16 protein-coding genes are annotated in these 17097 nt (G+C 46.5%); 12 read left to right on the top strand and 4 right to left on the bottom strand.

Annotation, left to right across the window (positions count from 1 at the left end):
- Both murB and QZZ54_RS04555 read right to left on the bottom strand, forming a co-directional pair.
- Positions 1 to 782 (bottom strand): UDP-N-acetylmuramate dehydrogenase (murB, locus tag QZZ54_RS04560; protein ID WP_290699482.1); only part of this gene is annotated, 782 nt, incomplete at its 3' end.
- The gene (locus tag QZZ54_RS04555; RefSeq protein ID WP_290699479.1) at positions 782 to 1267 is read right to left on the bottom strand and encodes a low molecular weight protein-tyrosine-phosphatase; all 486 of its coding nucleotides are present in this window, start codon (positions 1265 to 1267) and stop codon (positions 782 to 784) included. The genes murB and QZZ54_RS04555, both read right to left, overlap by 1 nt.
- A 421-nt stretch (positions 1268 to 1688) precedes the next feature.
- Here QZZ54_RS04555 and QZZ54_RS04550 point away from each other — a divergent pair, with 421 nt between their 5' ends.
- The 5 genes from QZZ54_RS04550 to QZZ54_RS04530 all read left to right on the top strand — a co-directional run bounded on the left by QZZ54_RS04550 (position 1689) and on the right by QZZ54_RS04530 (position 5775).
- A complete protein-coding gene (locus tag QZZ54_RS04550) occupies positions 1689 to 3092 on the top strand; it encodes a hypothetical protein (RefSeq protein WP_290699476.1) in 1404 nt (467 codons plus the stop codon).
- A gap of 30 nt (positions 3093 to 3122) precedes the next feature.
- Positions 3123 to 4532, top strand: a complete 1410-nt coding sequence (locus QZZ54_RS04545; RefSeq protein ID WP_290699473.1) for a 1-acyl-sn-glycerol-3-phosphate acyltransferase — start codon at positions 3123 to 3125, stop codon at positions 4530 to 4532.
- A gap of 131 nt (positions 4533 to 4663) precedes the next feature.
- The gene (locus QZZ54_RS04540) at positions 4664 to 5086 is read left to right on the top strand and encodes a hypothetical protein (protein WP_290699470.1); all 423 of its coding nucleotides are present in this window, start codon (positions 4664 to 4666) and stop codon (positions 5084 to 5086) included.
- A 75-nt stretch (positions 5087 to 5161) separates the two neighbouring features.
- Entirely contained in the window at positions 5162 to 5557 is a 396-nt protein-coding gene (locus tag QZZ54_RS04535) for a hypothetical protein (protein WP_290699467.1), read from the top strand.
- A 50-nt stretch (positions 5558 to 5607) separates the two neighbouring features.
- Positions 5608 to 5775, top strand: a complete 168-nt coding sequence (locus QZZ54_RS04530; RefSeq protein ID WP_290699464.1) for a hypothetical protein — start codon at positions 5608 to 5610, stop codon at positions 5773 to 5775.
- 198 nt (positions 5776 to 5973) lie between these two features.
- Here QZZ54_RS04530 and QZZ54_RS04525 read toward each other — a convergent pair whose 3' ends face one another.
- On the bottom strand, positions 5974 to 6726 hold the full coding sequence (locus QZZ54_RS04525) for a DUF2189 domain-containing protein (protein ID WP_290699461.1): 753 nt from the start codon (positions 6724 to 6726) through the stop codon (positions 5974 to 5976).
- A gap of 658 nt (positions 6727 to 7384) precedes the next feature.
- On the opposite strand from QZZ54_RS04525, the gene QZZ54_RS04520 reads away from it, so the two are divergent.
- The 7 genes from QZZ54_RS04520 to QZZ54_RS04490 all read left to right on the top strand — a co-directional run bounded on the left by QZZ54_RS04520 (position 7385) and on the right by QZZ54_RS04490 (position 15693).
- Positions 7385 to 8653 (top strand): NAD(P)/FAD-dependent oxidoreductase, encoded by a 1269-nt coding sequence (locus tag QZZ54_RS04520; protein ID WP_290699458.1) that lies wholly within the window; start codon positions 7385 to 7387, stop codon positions 8651 to 8653.
- 86 nt (positions 8654 to 8739) lie between these two features.
- On the top strand, positions 8740 to 9159 hold the full coding sequence (locus tag QZZ54_RS04515) for a RidA family protein (protein WP_290699455.1): 420 nt from the start codon (positions 8740 to 8742) through the stop codon (positions 9157 to 9159).
- Positions 9160 to 9162: 3 nt separating this feature from the next.
- Positions 9163 to 9834 carry a DUF1028 domain-containing protein gene (locus QZZ54_RS04510; protein ID WP_290699452.1) on the top strand — a complete coding sequence of 224 codons (672 nt, stop codon included), beginning with the start codon at positions 9163 to 9165 and terminating at the stop codon, positions 9832 to 9834.
- 312 nt (positions 9835 to 10146) lie between these two features.
- Positions 10147 to 11304, top strand: a complete 1158-nt coding sequence (gene argE / locus QZZ54_RS04505; protein ID WP_290699449.1) for an acetylornithine deacetylase — start codon at positions 10147 to 10149, stop codon at positions 11302 to 11304.
- A 110-nt stretch (positions 11305 to 11414) separates the two neighbouring features.
- Positions 11415 to 12839, top strand: coding sequence for an APC family permease (locus QZZ54_RS04500; RefSeq protein WP_290699446.1), 1425 nt, complete (start codon positions 11415 to 11417; stop codon positions 12837 to 12839).
- 345 nt (positions 12840 to 13184) lie between these two features.
- On the top strand, positions 13185 to 14579 hold the full coding sequence (locus QZZ54_RS04495; protein ID WP_290699443.1) for an aminotransferase: 1395 nt from the start codon (positions 13185 to 13187) through the stop codon (positions 14577 to 14579).
- Positions 14580 to 15015: 436 nt separating this feature from the next.
- Complete coding sequence (locus tag QZZ54_RS04490; protein WP_290699439.1) at positions 15016 to 15693, top strand: TorF family putative porin; 678 nt, start codon at positions 15016 to 15018, stop codon at positions 15691 to 15693.
- A 71-nt stretch (positions 15694 to 15764) separates the two neighbouring features.
- Here QZZ54_RS04490 and hisD read toward each other — a convergent pair whose 3' ends face one another.
- The gene (gene hisD, locus QZZ54_RS04485; protein WP_290699436.1) at positions 15765 to 17087 is read right to left on the bottom strand and encodes a histidinol dehydrogenase; all 1323 of its coding nucleotides are present in this window, start codon (positions 17085 to 17087) and stop codon (positions 15765 to 15767) included.
- Between the last annotated feature and the right edge of the window lie 10 nt (positions 17088 to 17097).

Below are 17097 nucleotides of genomic sequence, written 5' to 3'. Positions count from 1 at the left end.
CCTGGGTAACGTTCTTTAAGCTGCTCGGCCTGCTGCGTCTGAATTACCGGATTCTTAAAAAAGCTGCCGGCATTTCCAATTAATTCAGGTTGAGGCAGCTTAGAGTTGCGTGTCTCGCAGATCAGGTCACTTAACTGCAAAGCACCGGGAGACTCAATACCACGGGCCTCAAGTTCCCCAATTAAACCGCCGTAATGCAGCACGGGCTCAAAGGTACGACTAAGACTGAAGGTAACACTGGTAATCAGATAACGCCCTGGATAACGACTTTTAAAAACACTATCACGGTAACCAAACTGACACTCTTCGCAGCTAAACCTCTGCTTTTCACCGGTATTCAGATCAAAGGCTTCAAGGCTGAGCATACGATCCTTCAACTCTACCCCGTATGCGCCAATATTCTGCATCGGCGCTGCGCCCACCGTACCGGGAATCAACGAAAGATTTTCCAGCCCATAGCAGCCCTGCTCAAGCGTCCAACGGACTAAAGTGTGCCAATCTTCTCCTGCACCAGCTGTTACGCACAACGTCCCATCCTCGGCCTCTGAGATTGAATGTCCGGATATACGGTTCACTACAACGAACTGGTTCAGATCATTTGTCAGGATGAGATTGCTCCCTCCTCCGATAATCAAAACCGGCAGATCACAATCTGCAATCAACTGATGTAACGCTTCAAATTGCTCGACAGATTTAAGCTCAACAAAATACCGTGCTGAGACATCAAAACCAAAACTGTTAAAAGACTTAAGGGAGATATTTTCCTGAAGTTCAAGCAACATTAACTAAGCTCCTGGGTAATTCTTTTTAAGAGTGCCTCAGATGCGGCTTCAACCAGATCCAGAACGTGATCAAAACCAGAAGAACCACCATAGTAGGGATCGGGCACTTCTCGCTCCTCCAAATCAGCCAGTTCTAGAAACAACCCCAGATAGCCTGCATAGCTTGTCGGACAGATTGACTGAAGATTCTCCAGATTCTGGACATCCATCGCCAGAATATAATCGTAGCGTCCAAAATCAGCCACTATCGCCTGGCGGGCCCTCAGGTCGCTGAGATCATAACCCCTTTGCAAGGCTGCAGCGGCAGATCTATGGTCGGGAGAATTGCCGACATGATAGGCGGCTGTACCGGCAGAATCGATCTCAATCCGATGCGCCAGTCCGCTGCGCTCTACAAGCTCACGAAAAACACCGTGGGCTGTTGGTGAACGACAAATATTACCTAGACACACAAAAACAACAGAAATTTTATCTTTATTAATCAAAGAACTAAGCCCTAAATTACAAAACCATTGGCCATCTTAATACAGGCCTATCTGAGTATTATAAATCAAATGCTTATCAAATAGTTTTCAGAAAGGAAAACAAGGAACCTGGGAAGGATGCGACTAAGCGACTGCTGCGAAAGAATTGAAGCATGATTGCCGCTAAAGAGTCGATATGAAACCTCAGCTGGAAATTTCGACTTCGAATATACGTTTTATAAAACCATATCAATGCGCCACTATGCCCAGCTCTTCTTAAGAGTAATTCAAGGCCATGCACCACCCTCAACATTCACCCTTTATTAACACTCAATACATTAGGACTTCTGCTACTGGATACCTCTATTACTCACTAAAAAAACAAAGCACTACGATATATATTGCATATACATTATTTGCGTATCACTTTAGTATATTGGGTATGATAAAACGACCCCGGCATATCGCCTCAGATCGAGTGATGCGCTTTTTACGCTCCTCTCTGAGTCCACTTCTCACCCGTCCCTGGCTTGATCGTTTGATCCTATGGATCCTTGAGCACTGGTTCTTCCCTCTTTCCCGGCTCTGGGCGTCTGCTCGTGCGGCTGAAGGATCAGTGGATAGCTTCTGTGTCGAAGCCGACATAGCCCCTTCACCAAAACATTGTCAAAAAGCCAAACGGGTATTGGCTAACTTTGAACATGCCCGGTTAAAAAACCTGATGACCGAACAGGTCTGGCAGGCATATCTGTTTGGTGATGAGACTGTCACTGAACAACGCCTGTTAATTGCAGAAGAGATGCGGCTTGATACCCGCACCGAATATCTGATGATGCGTAAGCAGTTCACTCCCTTCAGAAAGATGGTTAAACAATCGATAGCCTTGCGTCCGCCAACCCCAGAAGAAACCCATTCCAAATACCCTGATCAAGCCACCTTTGAGGCAACCTTTGCTTTGCCCGATCATTTCCCCGAAGTAGAAGAGTCTCGTTCGATTCCTGTCCCTAGCGGAAGGGATTACTGGATACGCTTTCAATCTCCTTCAGAAGATATGAATGATCTGGCCTATGCCCGGGTGCATGAACCAGTCGGAGTAATAAATCCTCCCACACTGATTTTCGGCCATGGTATTTTCGTTGAATTTGATCATTTTCATAACCTGATTGATGAGGTGCATGCCTTAACCAGCATGGGCATTCGGGTTGTACGCCCCGAAGCGCCCTGGCATGGACGACGAGTAATACCCGGGCACTTCGGCGGCGAACGTTTACTGTCAACCGCGCCGGTTGGCATGATCGAATTTCTCGCAGCACAAACCCGAGAATGGGCAGTTTTGATGGATTGGTGCCGTAACACCAGTAGCGGTCCGGTGGCCATTGGTGGTAGCAGTTTGGGAGCACAAACCGCCAAAGCAATCGCTGTCAGAGCGAAAACCTGGCCCGAGAGATTGCAACCCGATGCTCTGTTTATGGTAACCCACTGTACGCATATCGCTGAAGCTTCTCTGGATGGCGCATTGTCTGACCTGTGGCACCTTTCCGATGCGCTGCGTGATCAGGGCTGGAATAAAGAGCTGGCACGAGAATGGTTGAATAAACTGGATCCGGAAGATACACCGGCAATGCCGCCCGAACAAATTATTAGCGTCATGGGCTCTGAAGATATCGTCACCCCATTTGCCTCAGGACAAGCGCATATGGACAGCTGGCAGGTGCCGTCTCAGAACCGTTTTGTTTACCACCGCGGCCACTTTACTATTCCGCTGGGATTAATCCGGGATCAACAGCCCCTCTGGCGTCTGCGAGCAGTCTTTAGTCAATTGGAGAAACAGGATAATGCACAGTAATAGCCGTATTACCTGCTCAAGGACTTCGTCATGTTTAGCGATACGATAAACCTACCCCTGTGGTTGTTTTTCCTCTTGGCAATACTGGCAGGACTCGGTCTTTTCCACTATTTTTTATCGCCCTGGTTTAAACGTTTTTATCGTAAGCGTACCCTCAAAACCTCACATTTTCTGGATGATAAGCTCAGCCACGGATTCACTCCCCAGACCCATTGTCGCCGAAGCCTACTAATAGATAAGCTTCTCAGTGACCCGGACGTTATTGCTGCTATTGCCGAAGAGATCAGGACCGGCGACACAGACGCCATCGAAGTAAACAAGCGAGCATCCGAATATGCTGAAGAGCTTGTACCCTCCTTTAATGTCCTGCTCTATTTCCGATTAGGCTTTTGGTTAGCCCGGGGGTTCTTACGTTTCCTTTACTGGGTGAAAGTGGGTTACAGCGCTGAAAAACAATACGACAATATCGATCCAAACAGCTGTATCGTAATTGTTTCCAATCACCGTTCCAATTTCGACCCTTTTTTCCTCATCTACCTGGCATCACGCAAAGCGGCTATATCCTATTCCGCCGGTGAGTGGGCCCGCGGATTCCCGTTTCAACAATTGCTTCATGCGATCGGTTTTTACATTATCCGGCGCGATAGCGGCAGCACGCTGTACCGCAAAATGCTGGAGCGCTATGTCTCGCTGGCGGTTAGTAACTGTATCCCACAGGGTTTGTTTATCGAAGGCGGATTAAGCCGGGATGGCAAGATGCAGCCACTTAAGCTGGGAATGCTCAACTATGTCACTAAAGCGATGGGACAAGGTAACTGCAAAGACATTGTCTTTATCCCCACCGCACTGAATTACGACAAGATCCCTGAGGATAAAACCCTACTAGCCAATCAAGAACATGGCTTCAAACAAAAGGGCCGGTTTTACTCCATACTTTCATTTGGCAAGTTCCTGTTGCAGTTAGTGCCCCACATGCTGCCCCATCAGCACAAGCCGTTCGGTTATGCCTGTGTAAACTATGGTGACCCGATCTCGTTACAACAATGGCAGCAAAAGAACGGCATCGATCTAAACCAGTGTGACAGCGCGGCACGCAAACAGGCAATCGGTCAGTTGGGAGAAGATATCGCCCAGGAGATAGAACAGCACCTGCCTATTCTGCCGGTCTCTATTCTCTCAGCAATTTTCCTCAACAACCTGGATCAACCGGTCTCAGAACTTGACCTTAAAGTGAAAGGTTACGACATATTTATCGGCCTTCGAAAACAGGGACGCTATATGCTGGTGCCAAAACAGGATGAGGATTACGCGCTGGAACAGGGTCTCTATACCTTGTCTAAGCGGGGCATGATCACTGAGGTTGAAGAAGGCTTGTTTCAGGCAGATAGTCAGCACCGGGCAATGTTTGAATACTACCGAAACTCACTGGGTGAATTGTAAATATCAATGTAAGAATACGATTCATCTAAGGTATCTTGTGATTAAGTACTGCTTTGAGGAAAGGCCTTCGACGCATACTGTGCCAGCTGTTTTAGGTGTTTGCTTTGTTTTTTAAATATGGAGTTTTTTAAGTGAAAGCGCTCATTATCATACTTTTATATATAGCGACAATTTCTACCTCAATAGCTTCTGGTAATCGAGATTTAAATATAAACTCGCTAACACTTAAGAGCTTCCCTCAAATAGAGCTGTCTACTATCACTAATAAGCTGAATTATTTAGGTAGTACTGGACAATGGCATGTTTTCGGGGAAACTCTAACCTCTGTTAGTAATGGTATGCCGTATTCCAATACGTATGGCTATAAAATCAAAGACAGTAAATTAAAATTAGAGAATGGTTGGTTTCTGGACTTGAGCGAGATGGACTATTGGATGCATGTACCTAATTGCCCAAGTATTTACTTTGATAAAAGCAAGCTAATTACTCAGTTTCTTATTCCCAAAGATGAAAAGAGTCGTTGTATTAATTCCTCTGAAAAACACAGCCTTTAATAAAACAAACAAACGCCAGCAACCGAATTCGCAAAAAGTCGTGCCAGATATGGGGTGACATAATCAGGACAGCATATGAGACACATCACTTATCTATTTGTAATATCAATTCTTCTTCAAGGTTGCGCTGGCACTAGGCATAGTTACTTAAGTCTCGTAGAAAAAAACAATGACATCTCGGTGTTACATGTAAAGAAAGGAGACATCACGGAGCTTTTAGCCATTGGAAATGGTTTTCCTGGGCGATGGGGGTATTACCCTTGGGCAGCCTCTTCCTCACCAGAAATAGCAAGTGTTGACTGCAATAAATCTAGAACTCTTATTCCTTTTCGTGAACCAGGTATCATTTTCGGAGGAATAATCTGCAATTTAGTCGCCCACGAAAAAGGTAGTACAACGCTCTACTTTGGTAACAAATACAACCTTGATGAAGATACGTATGTAGAAAAAGTAGAAGCCATTATTGAATAATTAATTATAAAAATTTTTGACTAAGGACTTCATAAGTAAGGATATTACTCATGAAAAAACTCTCCCTGGTTAGTCTTCTCTTTTCTATCGTGCTGGCTTCAGGCTGTGCATGTAGTGGCAAACAATTCCCTGACAGTAAGTCATGCTCTAGCCAGCAATTTCCGACACCCGAACTAAGTAGCTTCTCATATAAAACAGCACAAATTATCGCTGAATGAATCCTTCGATCCTGTTTTCATAGACAATTTATAAAGGAACATGCGAATAAGTCACTAATGTATACATAGCTAAAACATGACCATTGGTGAGTCATAACTATGGAATTCTAGTTAGATTTTTCGGACTTTAAGCAAAGAAAAAGTAATCACCAGACACGTAAGAAAAATTTCTTGTTTAATACCCACTGACCAAGGCCCTCAGCTCTTAGCAGGTTTCAACAAATCCACATAGGCTTCATAACTGGCGTACGCTGTTACAGGTAAGACAACCACCAACAAAGGCAGAGCCACAATGAGCGTGGTGAGCATGAGCAGTGCTAATGACAGTGCCCAGCGAAACATTAGCAGTTTATGCCGCCATACGGTCGCCACGCTGGAAAACACCGCGTCAACAAAATTCATTTTCTGATGCATAATCAAAGGAATTGAAAACGCGCCAACCATAAAGCCCATCTGCGCAATAACAAAGCCCATCAGGCCAGTAAACATCAGATAGGAAAATAGGCTTTCCCGTAGCACTGGGTCAGACAGCAATTCCGCATTAATGGGAACCGCTTTGACACCAAAATACATCCCATAGATAACCACCGCATCGGTCACCCAGATCAAATAGCAAATACAGAGCACAAAAGTTAAAAAGAATATTCCGGGAGTCGTCTCTCTAACCCCTTTTAACAGGTCGATAAAGCCTGGTTGTTTCCCTTCATGCAGCATTCGCCCTACCCGCTGAAAGCCGGTTACCAACAATGGTGCTACCACCATAAAGCCGGCAATAAACGGATATAGCACTAAGCCTAAATCGAGCTTTAACAGCTGCCAGTACGCCACCAAAGAGATCAGTAGGAATATTGAGCTGAACATCATGCTAATCACCCAGGTACGCCTGAAGTCCTGCCAGCCACGACTCAACCAGCCTTTCACGCTAGGGGTTATTTCTTGATTAGACTGCACTGTCATGGTCCGTCACTCTCTCGATGTCTCTATCCACATTAAAGCGTAACAATGATAGCCGATATGACGATGAGATAAACATTGGCGACCGTTTAAATAATTTCAAATTTAACAAACTTCTCTGCACTCAAAAACTAACTAGCGCATTTTAAGTTAGGTGATTTGTGTATTCGGGTTACTACAGACAGCAGGCTAATTCATAGTAATTATTACAAACCTCGCTCTTACCTCTAACGAAATAACTATTCCCCGATACGCAAGATTAATATTTCACATTCTATCAGTTACTAAAGCTATTTTTCCTGTCCTCAGATTAGCCCCCCATTTCCCTTCAGAAACTACCTTTGTTCATACAAATGGATAGAAGTCAGATATGCATCAGTTTTTCCAATGCAATTGAAAAGTTAATAATATTTTAACAATGCAGGTTTTCCTCATAACCTAAATAGGCGTTCAAAGGAGTCTGTGTGAGCACCTTCATACAGCCTGATATAGCTGACAAGAAATCAGACTAAACACATAGAGTCTAAGAAATATTTTCCAGATCAGAATCCAATGATTACTACCACTGGACAGACGATAGAGCAGATACACCAAGGCAGGTTTCTATGGACCATCACTCCTTGAAAGACTGACATAACAAAAACAGGACACATAAATGACCGTTGATAAAATAGAAATAGATACGCTTATTATTGGCGCCGGTCAGGCCGGCATAGCCATGAGCGAACACCTGAGCAACCTCAAGGTACCGCATCTGGTCTTGGAGCGTAATCGTATAGCTGAACAATGGCGCACTGGCCGATGGGATTCATTGGTTGCCAATGGACCAGCATGGCATGACCGCTTTCCTGGCCTGGAGTTTGAAGATCACGACCCGGACGCATTTGTAGCGAAAGAACAGGTGGCTGATTATTTCGTAGCTTATTCCGAGAAGTTTAACGCTCCAATTCGCACTGGCGTCGAAGTAAAGAAAGTAGAACGAAATACCGATCGCCCGGGTTTCACGATAGAAACCTCTGAAGGCATTATCGAAGCTAACCGTGTTGTTGCAGCAACAGGACCTTTCCAGCGTCCGGTCATCCCACCGATTGCCCCTGTATATGAAGGCATCACTCAGATTCACTCTGACGCGTACCGCAACCCAGCGCAACTGCCGGAAGGTGGTGTATTAGTGGTAGGCGCAGGCTCTTCTGGAGTTCAGATTGCTGATGAACTACAGCGTGCTGGCAGACAGGTACATCTATCTGTAGGCGCCCATGACCGTCCGCCACGCTCCTATCGTAATCGTGACTTTGTATGGTGGTTAGGTGTATTAGGAGAGTGGGATGCCGAGGCGATGAAGCCTGGTACCGAACACGTTACTATTGCAGTAACCGGCGCGCATGGTGGCAATGGCACAGTTGATTTCCGAGCGCTTGCACATCAGGGCATCACCCTGGTTGGCCTGACTGAATCATTCAATCAAGGTAGCGTTAAATTTAAACCAAATCTGGTTGAAAACGTCGGCCGTGGTGATAAGAACTACCTAGACCTTCTGGATGCAGCTGACGCCTATATTGAACGTAATAATCTCGACCTACCGGAAGAACCAGAAGCTCGCAAAATGCTTCCCGATCCTGAGTGTATGACCAACCCTGTACTGGAATTAAATCTGACTGAAGCGGGTATAACCTCCATCATTTGGGCTACCGGCTTCGCGGTTGATTACAACTGGTTGAAGGTTAATGCCTTCGATGAAGCGGGCAAACCGGCGCATCAGCGCGGTGTGTCAACTGAACCGGGTGTGTATTTTGTCGGTCTGCCATGGCTGTCACGTCGTGGATCAACCTTCATCTGGGGTGTATGGCATGATGCAAAACATATTGCAGACCATATCGCCACGCAGCTTAAGTACAGTGCGTACCGTGATCCGTCACAACGCTAAGCAGTAACGCCAACTAAACCTAAGGGTAGGCCGACTGGCTCTACCCTTTTTTACTTTTACACTTTTAGTTTATTTGGAGTAAGCAGATGCCAACTCATACTCGAATTCGTATGTTTAACACCAAAGAGACCTATCCAAATCAAACTCTGGATAACGATCTTTGTCAGGCGGTACGCGCTGGTAACACCGTCTATGTCCGGGGCCAGGTCGGCACTGATTTCGATGGTAACCTTATAGGCTTGGGCGACCCGGGTGCGCAAACCGAACAAGCGATGAAAAATGTTAAACAGTTACTTGAAGAAGCTGGTTCAGATATAAGCCATGTCGTTAAGACGACCACCTATATTACCGACCCCCGCTTTCGCGAAGCCGTTTATAAAGAAACCGGGAAATGGTTTAAAGGAACATTCCCTATATCCACTGGCTTGGTTGTTCAGGCGCTAGCCCAGCCAGAATGGCTGATGGAAATCGATATTATTGCTGTCATACCAGACGATGAGGCATAAACCATGACATTTTCCGTTGCAGGGGTCTGCCCCGATACCGGCATGGTAGGCTGTGCAATCACCTCTTCCAGCATCTGCGTTGCCAGCCGCTGCACCTTCGTGCGCAGTGGCATAGGCGTAGCGCTGACACAGAACGTTACTAACCCAGACCTTGGCCCGCTGGCGCTTGACCTAATGAGCGATAAACTCCCTACCGCCGAGGTGATGCAGGCACTGGAGACATTAGACGATAATATTCAGTGGCGTCAGTTAGGTCTGCTCAATCTTGCTGGAGATAGCGCCACTTTCAGTGGCTCAGAAGCGCTGGGGCTATATGCAACCGCAGCAGGAAAGAACTGTATTGCCATGGGTAACCTGCTTGAAAACACCGCTGTGCCTCAAGCGATGATAAACAGCTTTGAGAACAGCAGTGGTCATCTTGCTGAACGCCTACTTCAAGCATTGGAAGCAGGTCTTGCCGCAGGCGGAGAACTGGGGCCCATTCAATCGGCCGGGCTACTAGTGGCTGCAGAACCTAATTGGCCAATAGTGAATCTTAGAGTCGACTGGCATATTGAGCCAATTAATGAGCTGCGTATGATCTGGGGAAACTATCAACCCCAGATGGATGCTTACATTACCCGCGCTAAAGCCCCTGCTAATGCTGATTCTTATGGTGTCCCCGGGGATGAATAACTGAGAGTGTTTTCAGCATAAAACGCAGTCATCCGACTGCGTTTTTTTTGCCTCATCAACTGCATAGCTTTTTCTTATCCAGTTGTTAGATTAATAATATTTTAATGATAGTTAAAATCGCCTTATGCTCAGTTAACAGATGAAATGTTGATTTATATCAACCTTACTCCCCTTCATTGGACTGGTGTTACTCACGGCTCAACCCCAGTCAGTTGTTCATAGTAAACATCTGTACAGGAAGATTCTGACTACCGGCCATGGAAGGCTGCTTCGCTCAGGCGAGATTAACTGAACACTAATACGGAGTTACCAATGGCCCAGCCACTTACCCTTGAAATCCTTGATCAGCTGATCGGATTTGACACCACAAGCTGTAACTCCAATCTGCAGCTGATGGCATATGTGCAAGGGTATCTGGAGAATCTGGGAGTCGCCAGCCAGCTGATCCACGACACTAAAGAGAAGAAAGCCAACCTATTCGCCACGATCGGTTCTGAGAATAAAGCCGGCGTTATGCTGTCCGGCCACACTGACACGGTGCCTGTAACCGGACAACGCTGGACCCGTCAACCATATCAGTTAACCGAACAGGATGGCTTCTACTACGGCCGTGGGACTACCGATATGAAGGGCTTCATAGCGGTCGTATTGGCAGCAGTACCGCAGATGATTAAACAGCCACTGCATACCCCTATCCATCTGGCGTTCTCATATGATGAAGAGATCGGCTGTGTAGGTGTCCGTCGCCTGATTCACACGATGCAAAACCACCCTTTACAACCTGCGGTCTGCATTATCGGCGAGCCAACCTCGATGCAGGTTGTTACTGCGCATAAAGGTAAGCTGGCGGCAAAAGTCACAGTAACCGGCAAAGAGTGTCACTCAGGTATGGCCCCGCAGGGTATCAATGCCGTGAATTATGCTGCCCGCCTGATTGTATGGTTAGAACAACTCGCACAAAACAAAGCTAACTCAGGCCCTTTTGAAGCGGGCTACGATATCCCTTACAGCACCGTACATACCGGTACGGTGAAAGGTGGCACAGCCCTAAATATTGTGCCTAATCATTGCGAATTCCTGTTTGAAATCCGCAATATCGCTCAAGAAAATCCCCGCGACCTGTTAGTACAGTTCGAAGCCTATGCAGAAGAACTGGTTAACCAAATGCGCCTGACAGACGCTGACTGTGATATCTCAATCGAGATTACCGCTGAATACCCTGGCCTCAGCACCGCAGAGGATGCTGAGGTCGTTGCTTTCGTAAAGAAACTAGCCCAATCCACTGCAAACGCCAACATCAACTTCGGTACCGAGGGAGGCCTGTTCAGTAATGTACTGGGCATCCCAACCGTTGTATGTGGTCCTGGCAGTATGGATCAGGGACATAAACCAGACGAATTCATCCACATTTCTCAACTACAGCAGTGCGAAGCCTTTATGGCGCGCTTGATTGATGAGCTAAGCGCTTAAAAATCCCAAGGAGGATAACCAGCAACTATTTACCCGGGCTATCTATAATGGCCCATAATTAACACTAACCTGATAACAAAAATATAAAAACTCTATTTCAGGAGCGAAAAATGTCTGACAACTCCACATATGCAACCAGCGCTGACGTCAGCGCTGATAACAGCCAGAAATCGGGCTTCCGCAGAGTACTGGGCCTCGGCTCACTCTTAGCTGTCGCCGTTGGTCTGGTCGTTTCACAGGGTGTTATGGTTCTCATGCTGCAAGGTGCCGGTATTGCTGGTTTGGGATTCATTATCCCGCTGGTAATCGGTTATGTTCTAGCACTAACCTATATCTACTCTTTTTCTGAACTATCTCTGATGATTCCCCGTGCTGGTAGTCTTAGTAGTTATACGGAGGTTGCCCTGGGCCACTTCCCTGCTATTCTGGCAGTCTTCTCTGGCTACGTTGCAGTCGCTATGTTTGCACTATCCGCAGAGCTACTGCTGGTCGATTTTATTATTGAAAAGATCTACCCGGGGGCGTTCCCACAGTACACAGTCGGCTTTGGACTGCTAGGTATCTTCACGGTACTAAACCTGATGGGTATAGACCTGTTTGCCAAACTACAGTCGGTACTGGCTTTCATTATGGTCGTAGTCCTACTAGTGCTGGGTCTGAGTGCTGTTGGCGGAGTAGCAAACCCTCATCCTGAAGGTATCGACCTGACCAGCACCTGGAATCCAATGGGCGCAGAAGTCATTACGCTGGTAGCTCTGGCAATCTGGGGTTATGTGGGTGCTGAATTCGTTTGCCCTCTGGTTGAAGAATCCAAAGATCCAAACCGCAACATTCCCCGCTCTATGTTCATTGGTGTCACTGTAATTTTCGTAACTATTGCGATTTATTGCTTAGGCGCGCTGCTATATATCCCTGCTGACGACTTGGCTGGTTCTGCCCTGCCACACTACGATTTTGCTAAGGCGGTATTTGGTGATATTGGTCTAACCTTCCTGGCGGTTGCTGCAGTTACTGCAACCTGCAGTACGGTGAATACTTCACTGGCAGCGATCCCTCGTATGCTTTACGGCATGGCACAGAATGGCCAAGCTTTTCCACAGCTGAAAAAACTGACCAAAAACAAAACACCTTGGGTTGCGGTACTCTTTGTTGCTGCGATCACTGGTCTGCCTATGCTGATTATGCGTGACAATCCTGATGCCATTGGCTTGCTGCTGATCTCTGCCGCTATCGCTTGGTTGCTGGCCTATATCATCACGCACATAAATGTTATCGCGCTGCGCCGTCGTTACCCGGATATTAAGCGTCCATATAAAACACCGTTCTACCCTTTACCACAGATCATCGGTATCGCAGGGATGATCTACGCGGTGGTCTATGCCTCTCCGGCACCTGAACTCAGTAATCAGATATTCGCAGCAACCGGCATCGTACTGGGGGTTGTGTCTGTGATAGCTGTATTCTGGGTAAAAGTTGTTATGAAGAAGGATCTGTTCAAACCAGAGCCTATTGAAAAAGCCCTGGAAGCTAAGTAGCAAAACGGCTCAACCAGTTATCCTCCGGGGTCGGGTTATGTCTGACTCCGGTACGAAGCGGGGTAGCAGGTTTAGCCTGCTACCCCTTTTGTTTTCACTGCCGTGAATCTAGCGAATGAACAGCAGCAAATACAACGACTAAAACACTACTATCTGAAACAGACACTATCCACACCTATACTGAATACCAACAAGCTGGTGATTGATAGATTATTCAATACTGCATTTGTTTTTTTAATCCACTAGAGAATAATTTAATATTTTATTTATATCCGTAAAGTCTCTAACGTATTAACTAAGCGATTCGGCATAGTCAAAAATATAATTTGAGGAGCGTTCTCGAAAATGTCCAATAACAAAAACATCGATATGAAAACAGTTTGGCAACAGGACAAAGACCACTACATTCACCCATGGACTGACTTTTCAACCTTTAAAGAAACCGGATCAATGATCCTCGCCGACAGCGATAATGTACATGTAAAAGATGGTGAGGGACGGGAATACCTCGATGGTATTGGTGGTCTATGGTGCGTAAATATTGGTTATGCACGCAAAGAGATGGCCGAAGCCATTGCCGACCAGATCATGAAAATCCCTTACTATTCAAGCTTTGGTCACCACACGACAATACCTGCAGCCCAACTGGCAGCAAAGCTGGCCGAACTTGCACCGGGTAATCTGAATCATGTCTTCTATGGTTGCGGTGGCTCTGTCGCCAATGATACTGCAGTACGGATGATCCACTTTTACTTCAATCAGCTGGGTAAGAAAAGTAAGAAGAAGATCATCTCACGCATCGATGGCTATCACGGCAGTACCTACATGGCGATGTCGATTACTGGTGTTAAATTTGACCATATCGGCTTCGATATCGAAGAGGAATTGGTACACCATATCTCTTGTCCTAATCCGTATCGTCGTCCTGCAGAGCAAAGTATCGAAGCTTTCTGTGACGAGAAAGTGCAGGAACTGGAAGATAAAATTCTGGAGCTGGGCCCAGACAATGTAGCCATGTTTTTTGCCGAGCCAATTATGGGCGCTGGCGGCGTTATCGTACCACCAAAGGGCTACCACAAGCGCACTCTGGATGTATGCCATAAGTACGGAGTGCTCTATGTATCAGACGAGGTAGTCACCGCATTTGGCCGCCTGGGCCATATGTTCGCCTCAGAAGATGAATTCGGCATAGTGCCAGATATGATCACCTGCGCTAAAGGCCTTACCTCTGGGTACCTGCCTCTGGGTGCTACCATCATCTCGGATGAAATCTACGACGTGATCAGCAAACCTCAGGCTGATGGCGCTCTGTTTACCCACGGTTATACTTACTCAGGCCACCCGGTGAGTTGTGCTGCCGGCATTAAGAATATCGAGATCATGGAGCGGGAAAACATCTGCGGTCATGTTAAAGATATGGGTGCATACTTCGAAGAACAGGTTAAAGGCCTTATCGATTTGCCGATAGTCGGTGATGTTCGCGGCCGGAAATTTATGATGTGTCTCGAAAATGTAGCCAACAAAGAAACCAAAGAACTGATCGACCCGGATGCTAAAGTAGGTAACCGTATCGCTGATCACTGTCAGGCACGGGGTCTGATTGTTCGTCCATTGGCACATATGAACGTACTTTCTCCTCCATTGACGCTGACCAAGGAGAATATTGACTTCTTAGTGGCTACGCTGCGTGAAAGTATCGAAGCAACCACTGCAGACCTGCAGCAGGAAGGTTTTCTCTGAAAGCCGGAGCTTAGCTTTCTGAGCTGAACTTATTAGCTTTGCTTTACCCGAATAACCACCGACCCCGTCGGTGGTTTTCATCAATGAGCTGCTCTTTTGATGCAACGCCCTCCCAGAGCAAACATAGTAGCGCATCATCATTCTGACCTGCCTTTTTCTGTATTTATACGAGAATTTTAACTTTCGATTTTTTACCATTACCCGAAAAAAACAGATCGGAATCATAATAAAATTAATTATTATTAATGCAAAAAATAATATAAATTAAAAAGATTAACAATATAAAAGCAAAAAACTGCATCGAATTTAATAATACAAATCATCAGATTATAATATTTTATTCGATCATAAAACTCCATTATATTTATAAAATCAGTTCTATGCTGATGTGATTTTAAAAACATAATTTCTCTATAAAATAATAAGGAAATAAACGATGAAACTAACCTGGTTAGCTCCAGCTGCTTTACTTGCTGCTACCTTCTCCGCTCAGGCAGCTGAAGTGTCTGGCACCGTAACTTTCACTAATGATTACCGTTTCCGTGGAGTCTCTCAGACTTCAGGTGATCCGGCTCTGCAAGGTAGTCTTGACGTTGGTTTTGATAACGGTATTTATGCCGGAATCTGGGGTAGTAACGTAAACTTTGGCGATACAGATAATGCCAATCTGGAGATAGATTATTATATCGGCCGCTATGGCGATATTACTGAAGACCTGAGCTACGATGCCACCCTGTATTACTTCCAATACCATGGTTATAACGACGGTACAGATATCGACTTTGCTGAACTGGACCTGCGTGCGTCATACAAAGACCTTACCCTGTTGGTAGCCTATGCTCCTGACTATGTAAATAGCGGTGATGACTACAGCTATATTGCGCTGGATTACAGTACAGCGATCACAGAACAGGTTAATCTTGACCTGCACGCGGGTTATACCTCAGGCGACGCCTATAAAGATGCTGAGTATAGCGATTACTCGGTTGGTGTGTCCGGCAGCGCTGCTGGTCTCGACCTGTCGCTAGCGTACCTGGCCAACGATGTTGAAGGTGCGACCACTGATGACCTGGATGATAACACTGTAGTGTTCACTGTTTCACGTACCTTCTGATCCCTTACTCCCCTTCGGGACAGATAAAAAAGCCGGTCATATGACCGGCTTTTTTATGCCTACAAGTTACTTCAATTAAGATACTTCTGCCGCAATTCAGACACCGCATTAGCATGTGCATCAAAGCCTTCATAGGTTGCCAGCACCTTTGCATGCTGCGCCATTTCCGGATAACCACTCTCAGTTACATACGCCACCGACATAAACTTCATAAAGTCCATTACCCCCAGTGGCGATACAGTCGCTGCCGCGCCAGAAGTAGGCAGAACTGCATTACAGCCCAACACATAATTCCCTAGCGTACTCGGTGAATGCGTTCCTAATAGAACTTCTCCGGCATTCTCTATCCGACCCAGATACTGCCATGGGTCACGGCTAAGTAACTGTAGGTGCTCAGGCCCGTATGCATTAATAAAATCAAACGCCTGCTCAATGCTGTTAGCCAGTACGACCCCTCCCATCTGCCCCGAAAGCACTGTCGATGAATACTCCACACGCTGTGGGCTCATATTGGCCCAGTGTTCAGGAAAAGCAGCTATGGCGGCGTCAGCCACTTCAGCAGAGGTCGTCACCAGATAGGCGGAAGAGTCCGGGCCGTGCTCTGCTTCAATCAAAAGATCTAATGCAGCTAGCGCTCCGTCAACACTGTCATCGGCAAACACTATCGATTCCGAAGGGCCTGCCGGTATGCCCGGATCTATCCGGTTCGACAGCAGTTGTTTAGCCGCAACCATCCAGGGGCTCCCCGGGCCGACTATTTTGCTGCAACGGGGCAAGGTTTCAGTGCCATAAGCAACCGCTGCCACTGCCTGCGCACCTCCACACTTGTACACCTCGGTAATACCGATCTCACGACAGGCGGTTAGTGTTGCCGCATCCACGCTTCCATCTTCACCCGGAGGCGTAATAACAATGGTTCGCTTTACCCCGGCCACCAGAGCAGGAATCGCATTCATCAGTAATACCGAGGGAAAGGACCCCTTGCCCCGCGGCACATAACAGGCAACCGATGGAATAGGCAAGAAACGCTCTCCCACAAAACTGCCGCTACGCACTTCCTGCATCGTCATTTCACCAGGTTTTTGAGTTTCATGATAACGGCGAATATTATCTGCGGCGAAGCGAATCGCGGTTAGCGTTTCGTCATCGGTCTGTGTACTGGCAGCGTCAAACTCTGATTCAGTAACCCCCAACTGATCTATGGAGATCTCAGCCCTATCAAAACGTCGGGCAAACTCAACTAATGCAGCATCCCCCTGCTCAATAACCTGTTCTATGATCGGCTGAACCTGTGCAATATAGTTACTCAGGTCAGACTCCGTGCGCTGTAACAGCTTCTCCTGTTGTTCAGGTGAAAGCTTATCCAGCTGCCAGACACTAATTTTTTTACTCATTTAAAATACC

The sequence above is a fragment of the Amphritea sp. genome (assembly GCF_016744155.1).
Taxonomy (GTDB): domain Bacteria; phylum Pseudomonadota; class Gammaproteobacteria; order Pseudomonadales; family Balneatricaceae; genus Amphritea.
Note: the sequence above shows the minus strand (reverse complement) of the source record. Positions and strands in the feature narration are given on the sequence as shown.

Excerpts from the sequence above, each read along its gene's own strand:
- QZZ54_RS04550 (WP_290699476.1), top strand. The coding sequence starts at position 1,689 with ATGATAAAACGACCCCGGCATATCGCCTCAGATCGAGTGATGCGCTTT.
- QZZ54_RS04545 (WP_290699473.1), top strand. The coding sequence starts at position 3,123 with ATGTTTAGCGATACGATAAACCTACCCCTGTGGTTGTTTTTCCTCTTG.
- QZZ54_RS04535 (WP_290699467.1), top strand. The coding sequence starts at position 5,162 with ATGAGACACATCACTTATCTATTTGTAATATCAATTCTTCTTCAAGGT.
- QZZ54_RS04530 (WP_290699464.1), top strand. The coding sequence starts at position 5,608 with ATGAAAAAACTCTCCCTGGTTAGTCTTCTCTTTTCTATCGTGCTGGCT.
- QZZ54_RS04520 (WP_290699458.1), top strand. The coding sequence starts at position 7,385 with ATGACCGTTGATAAAATAGAAATAGATACGCTTATTATTGGCGCCGGT.
- QZZ54_RS04515 (WP_290699455.1), top strand. The coding sequence starts at position 8,740 with ATGCCAACTCATACTCGAATTCGTATGTTTAACACCAAAGAGACCTAT.
- QZZ54_RS04510 (WP_290699452.1), top strand. The coding sequence starts at position 9,163 with ATGACATTTTCCGTTGCAGGGGTCTGCCCCGATACCGGCATGGTAGGC.
- argE (WP_290699449.1), top strand. The coding sequence starts at position 10,147 with ATGGCCCAGCCACTTACCCTTGAAATCCTTGATCAGCTGATCGGATTT.
- QZZ54_RS04500 (WP_290699446.1), top strand. The coding sequence starts at position 11,415 with ATGTCTGACAACTCCACATATGCAACCAGCGCTGACGTCAGCGCTGAT.
- QZZ54_RS04495 (WP_290699443.1), top strand. The coding sequence starts at position 13,185 with ATGTCCAATAACAAAAACATCGATATGAAAACAGTTTGGCAACAGGAC.
- QZZ54_RS04490 (WP_290699439.1), top strand. The coding sequence starts at position 15,016 with ATGAAACTAACCTGGTTAGCTCCAGCTGCTTTACTTGCTGCTACCTTC.
- hisD (WP_290699436.1), bottom strand. The coding sequence starts at position 17,087 with ATGAGTAAAAAAATTAGTGTCTGGCAGCTGGATAAGCTTTCACCTGAA.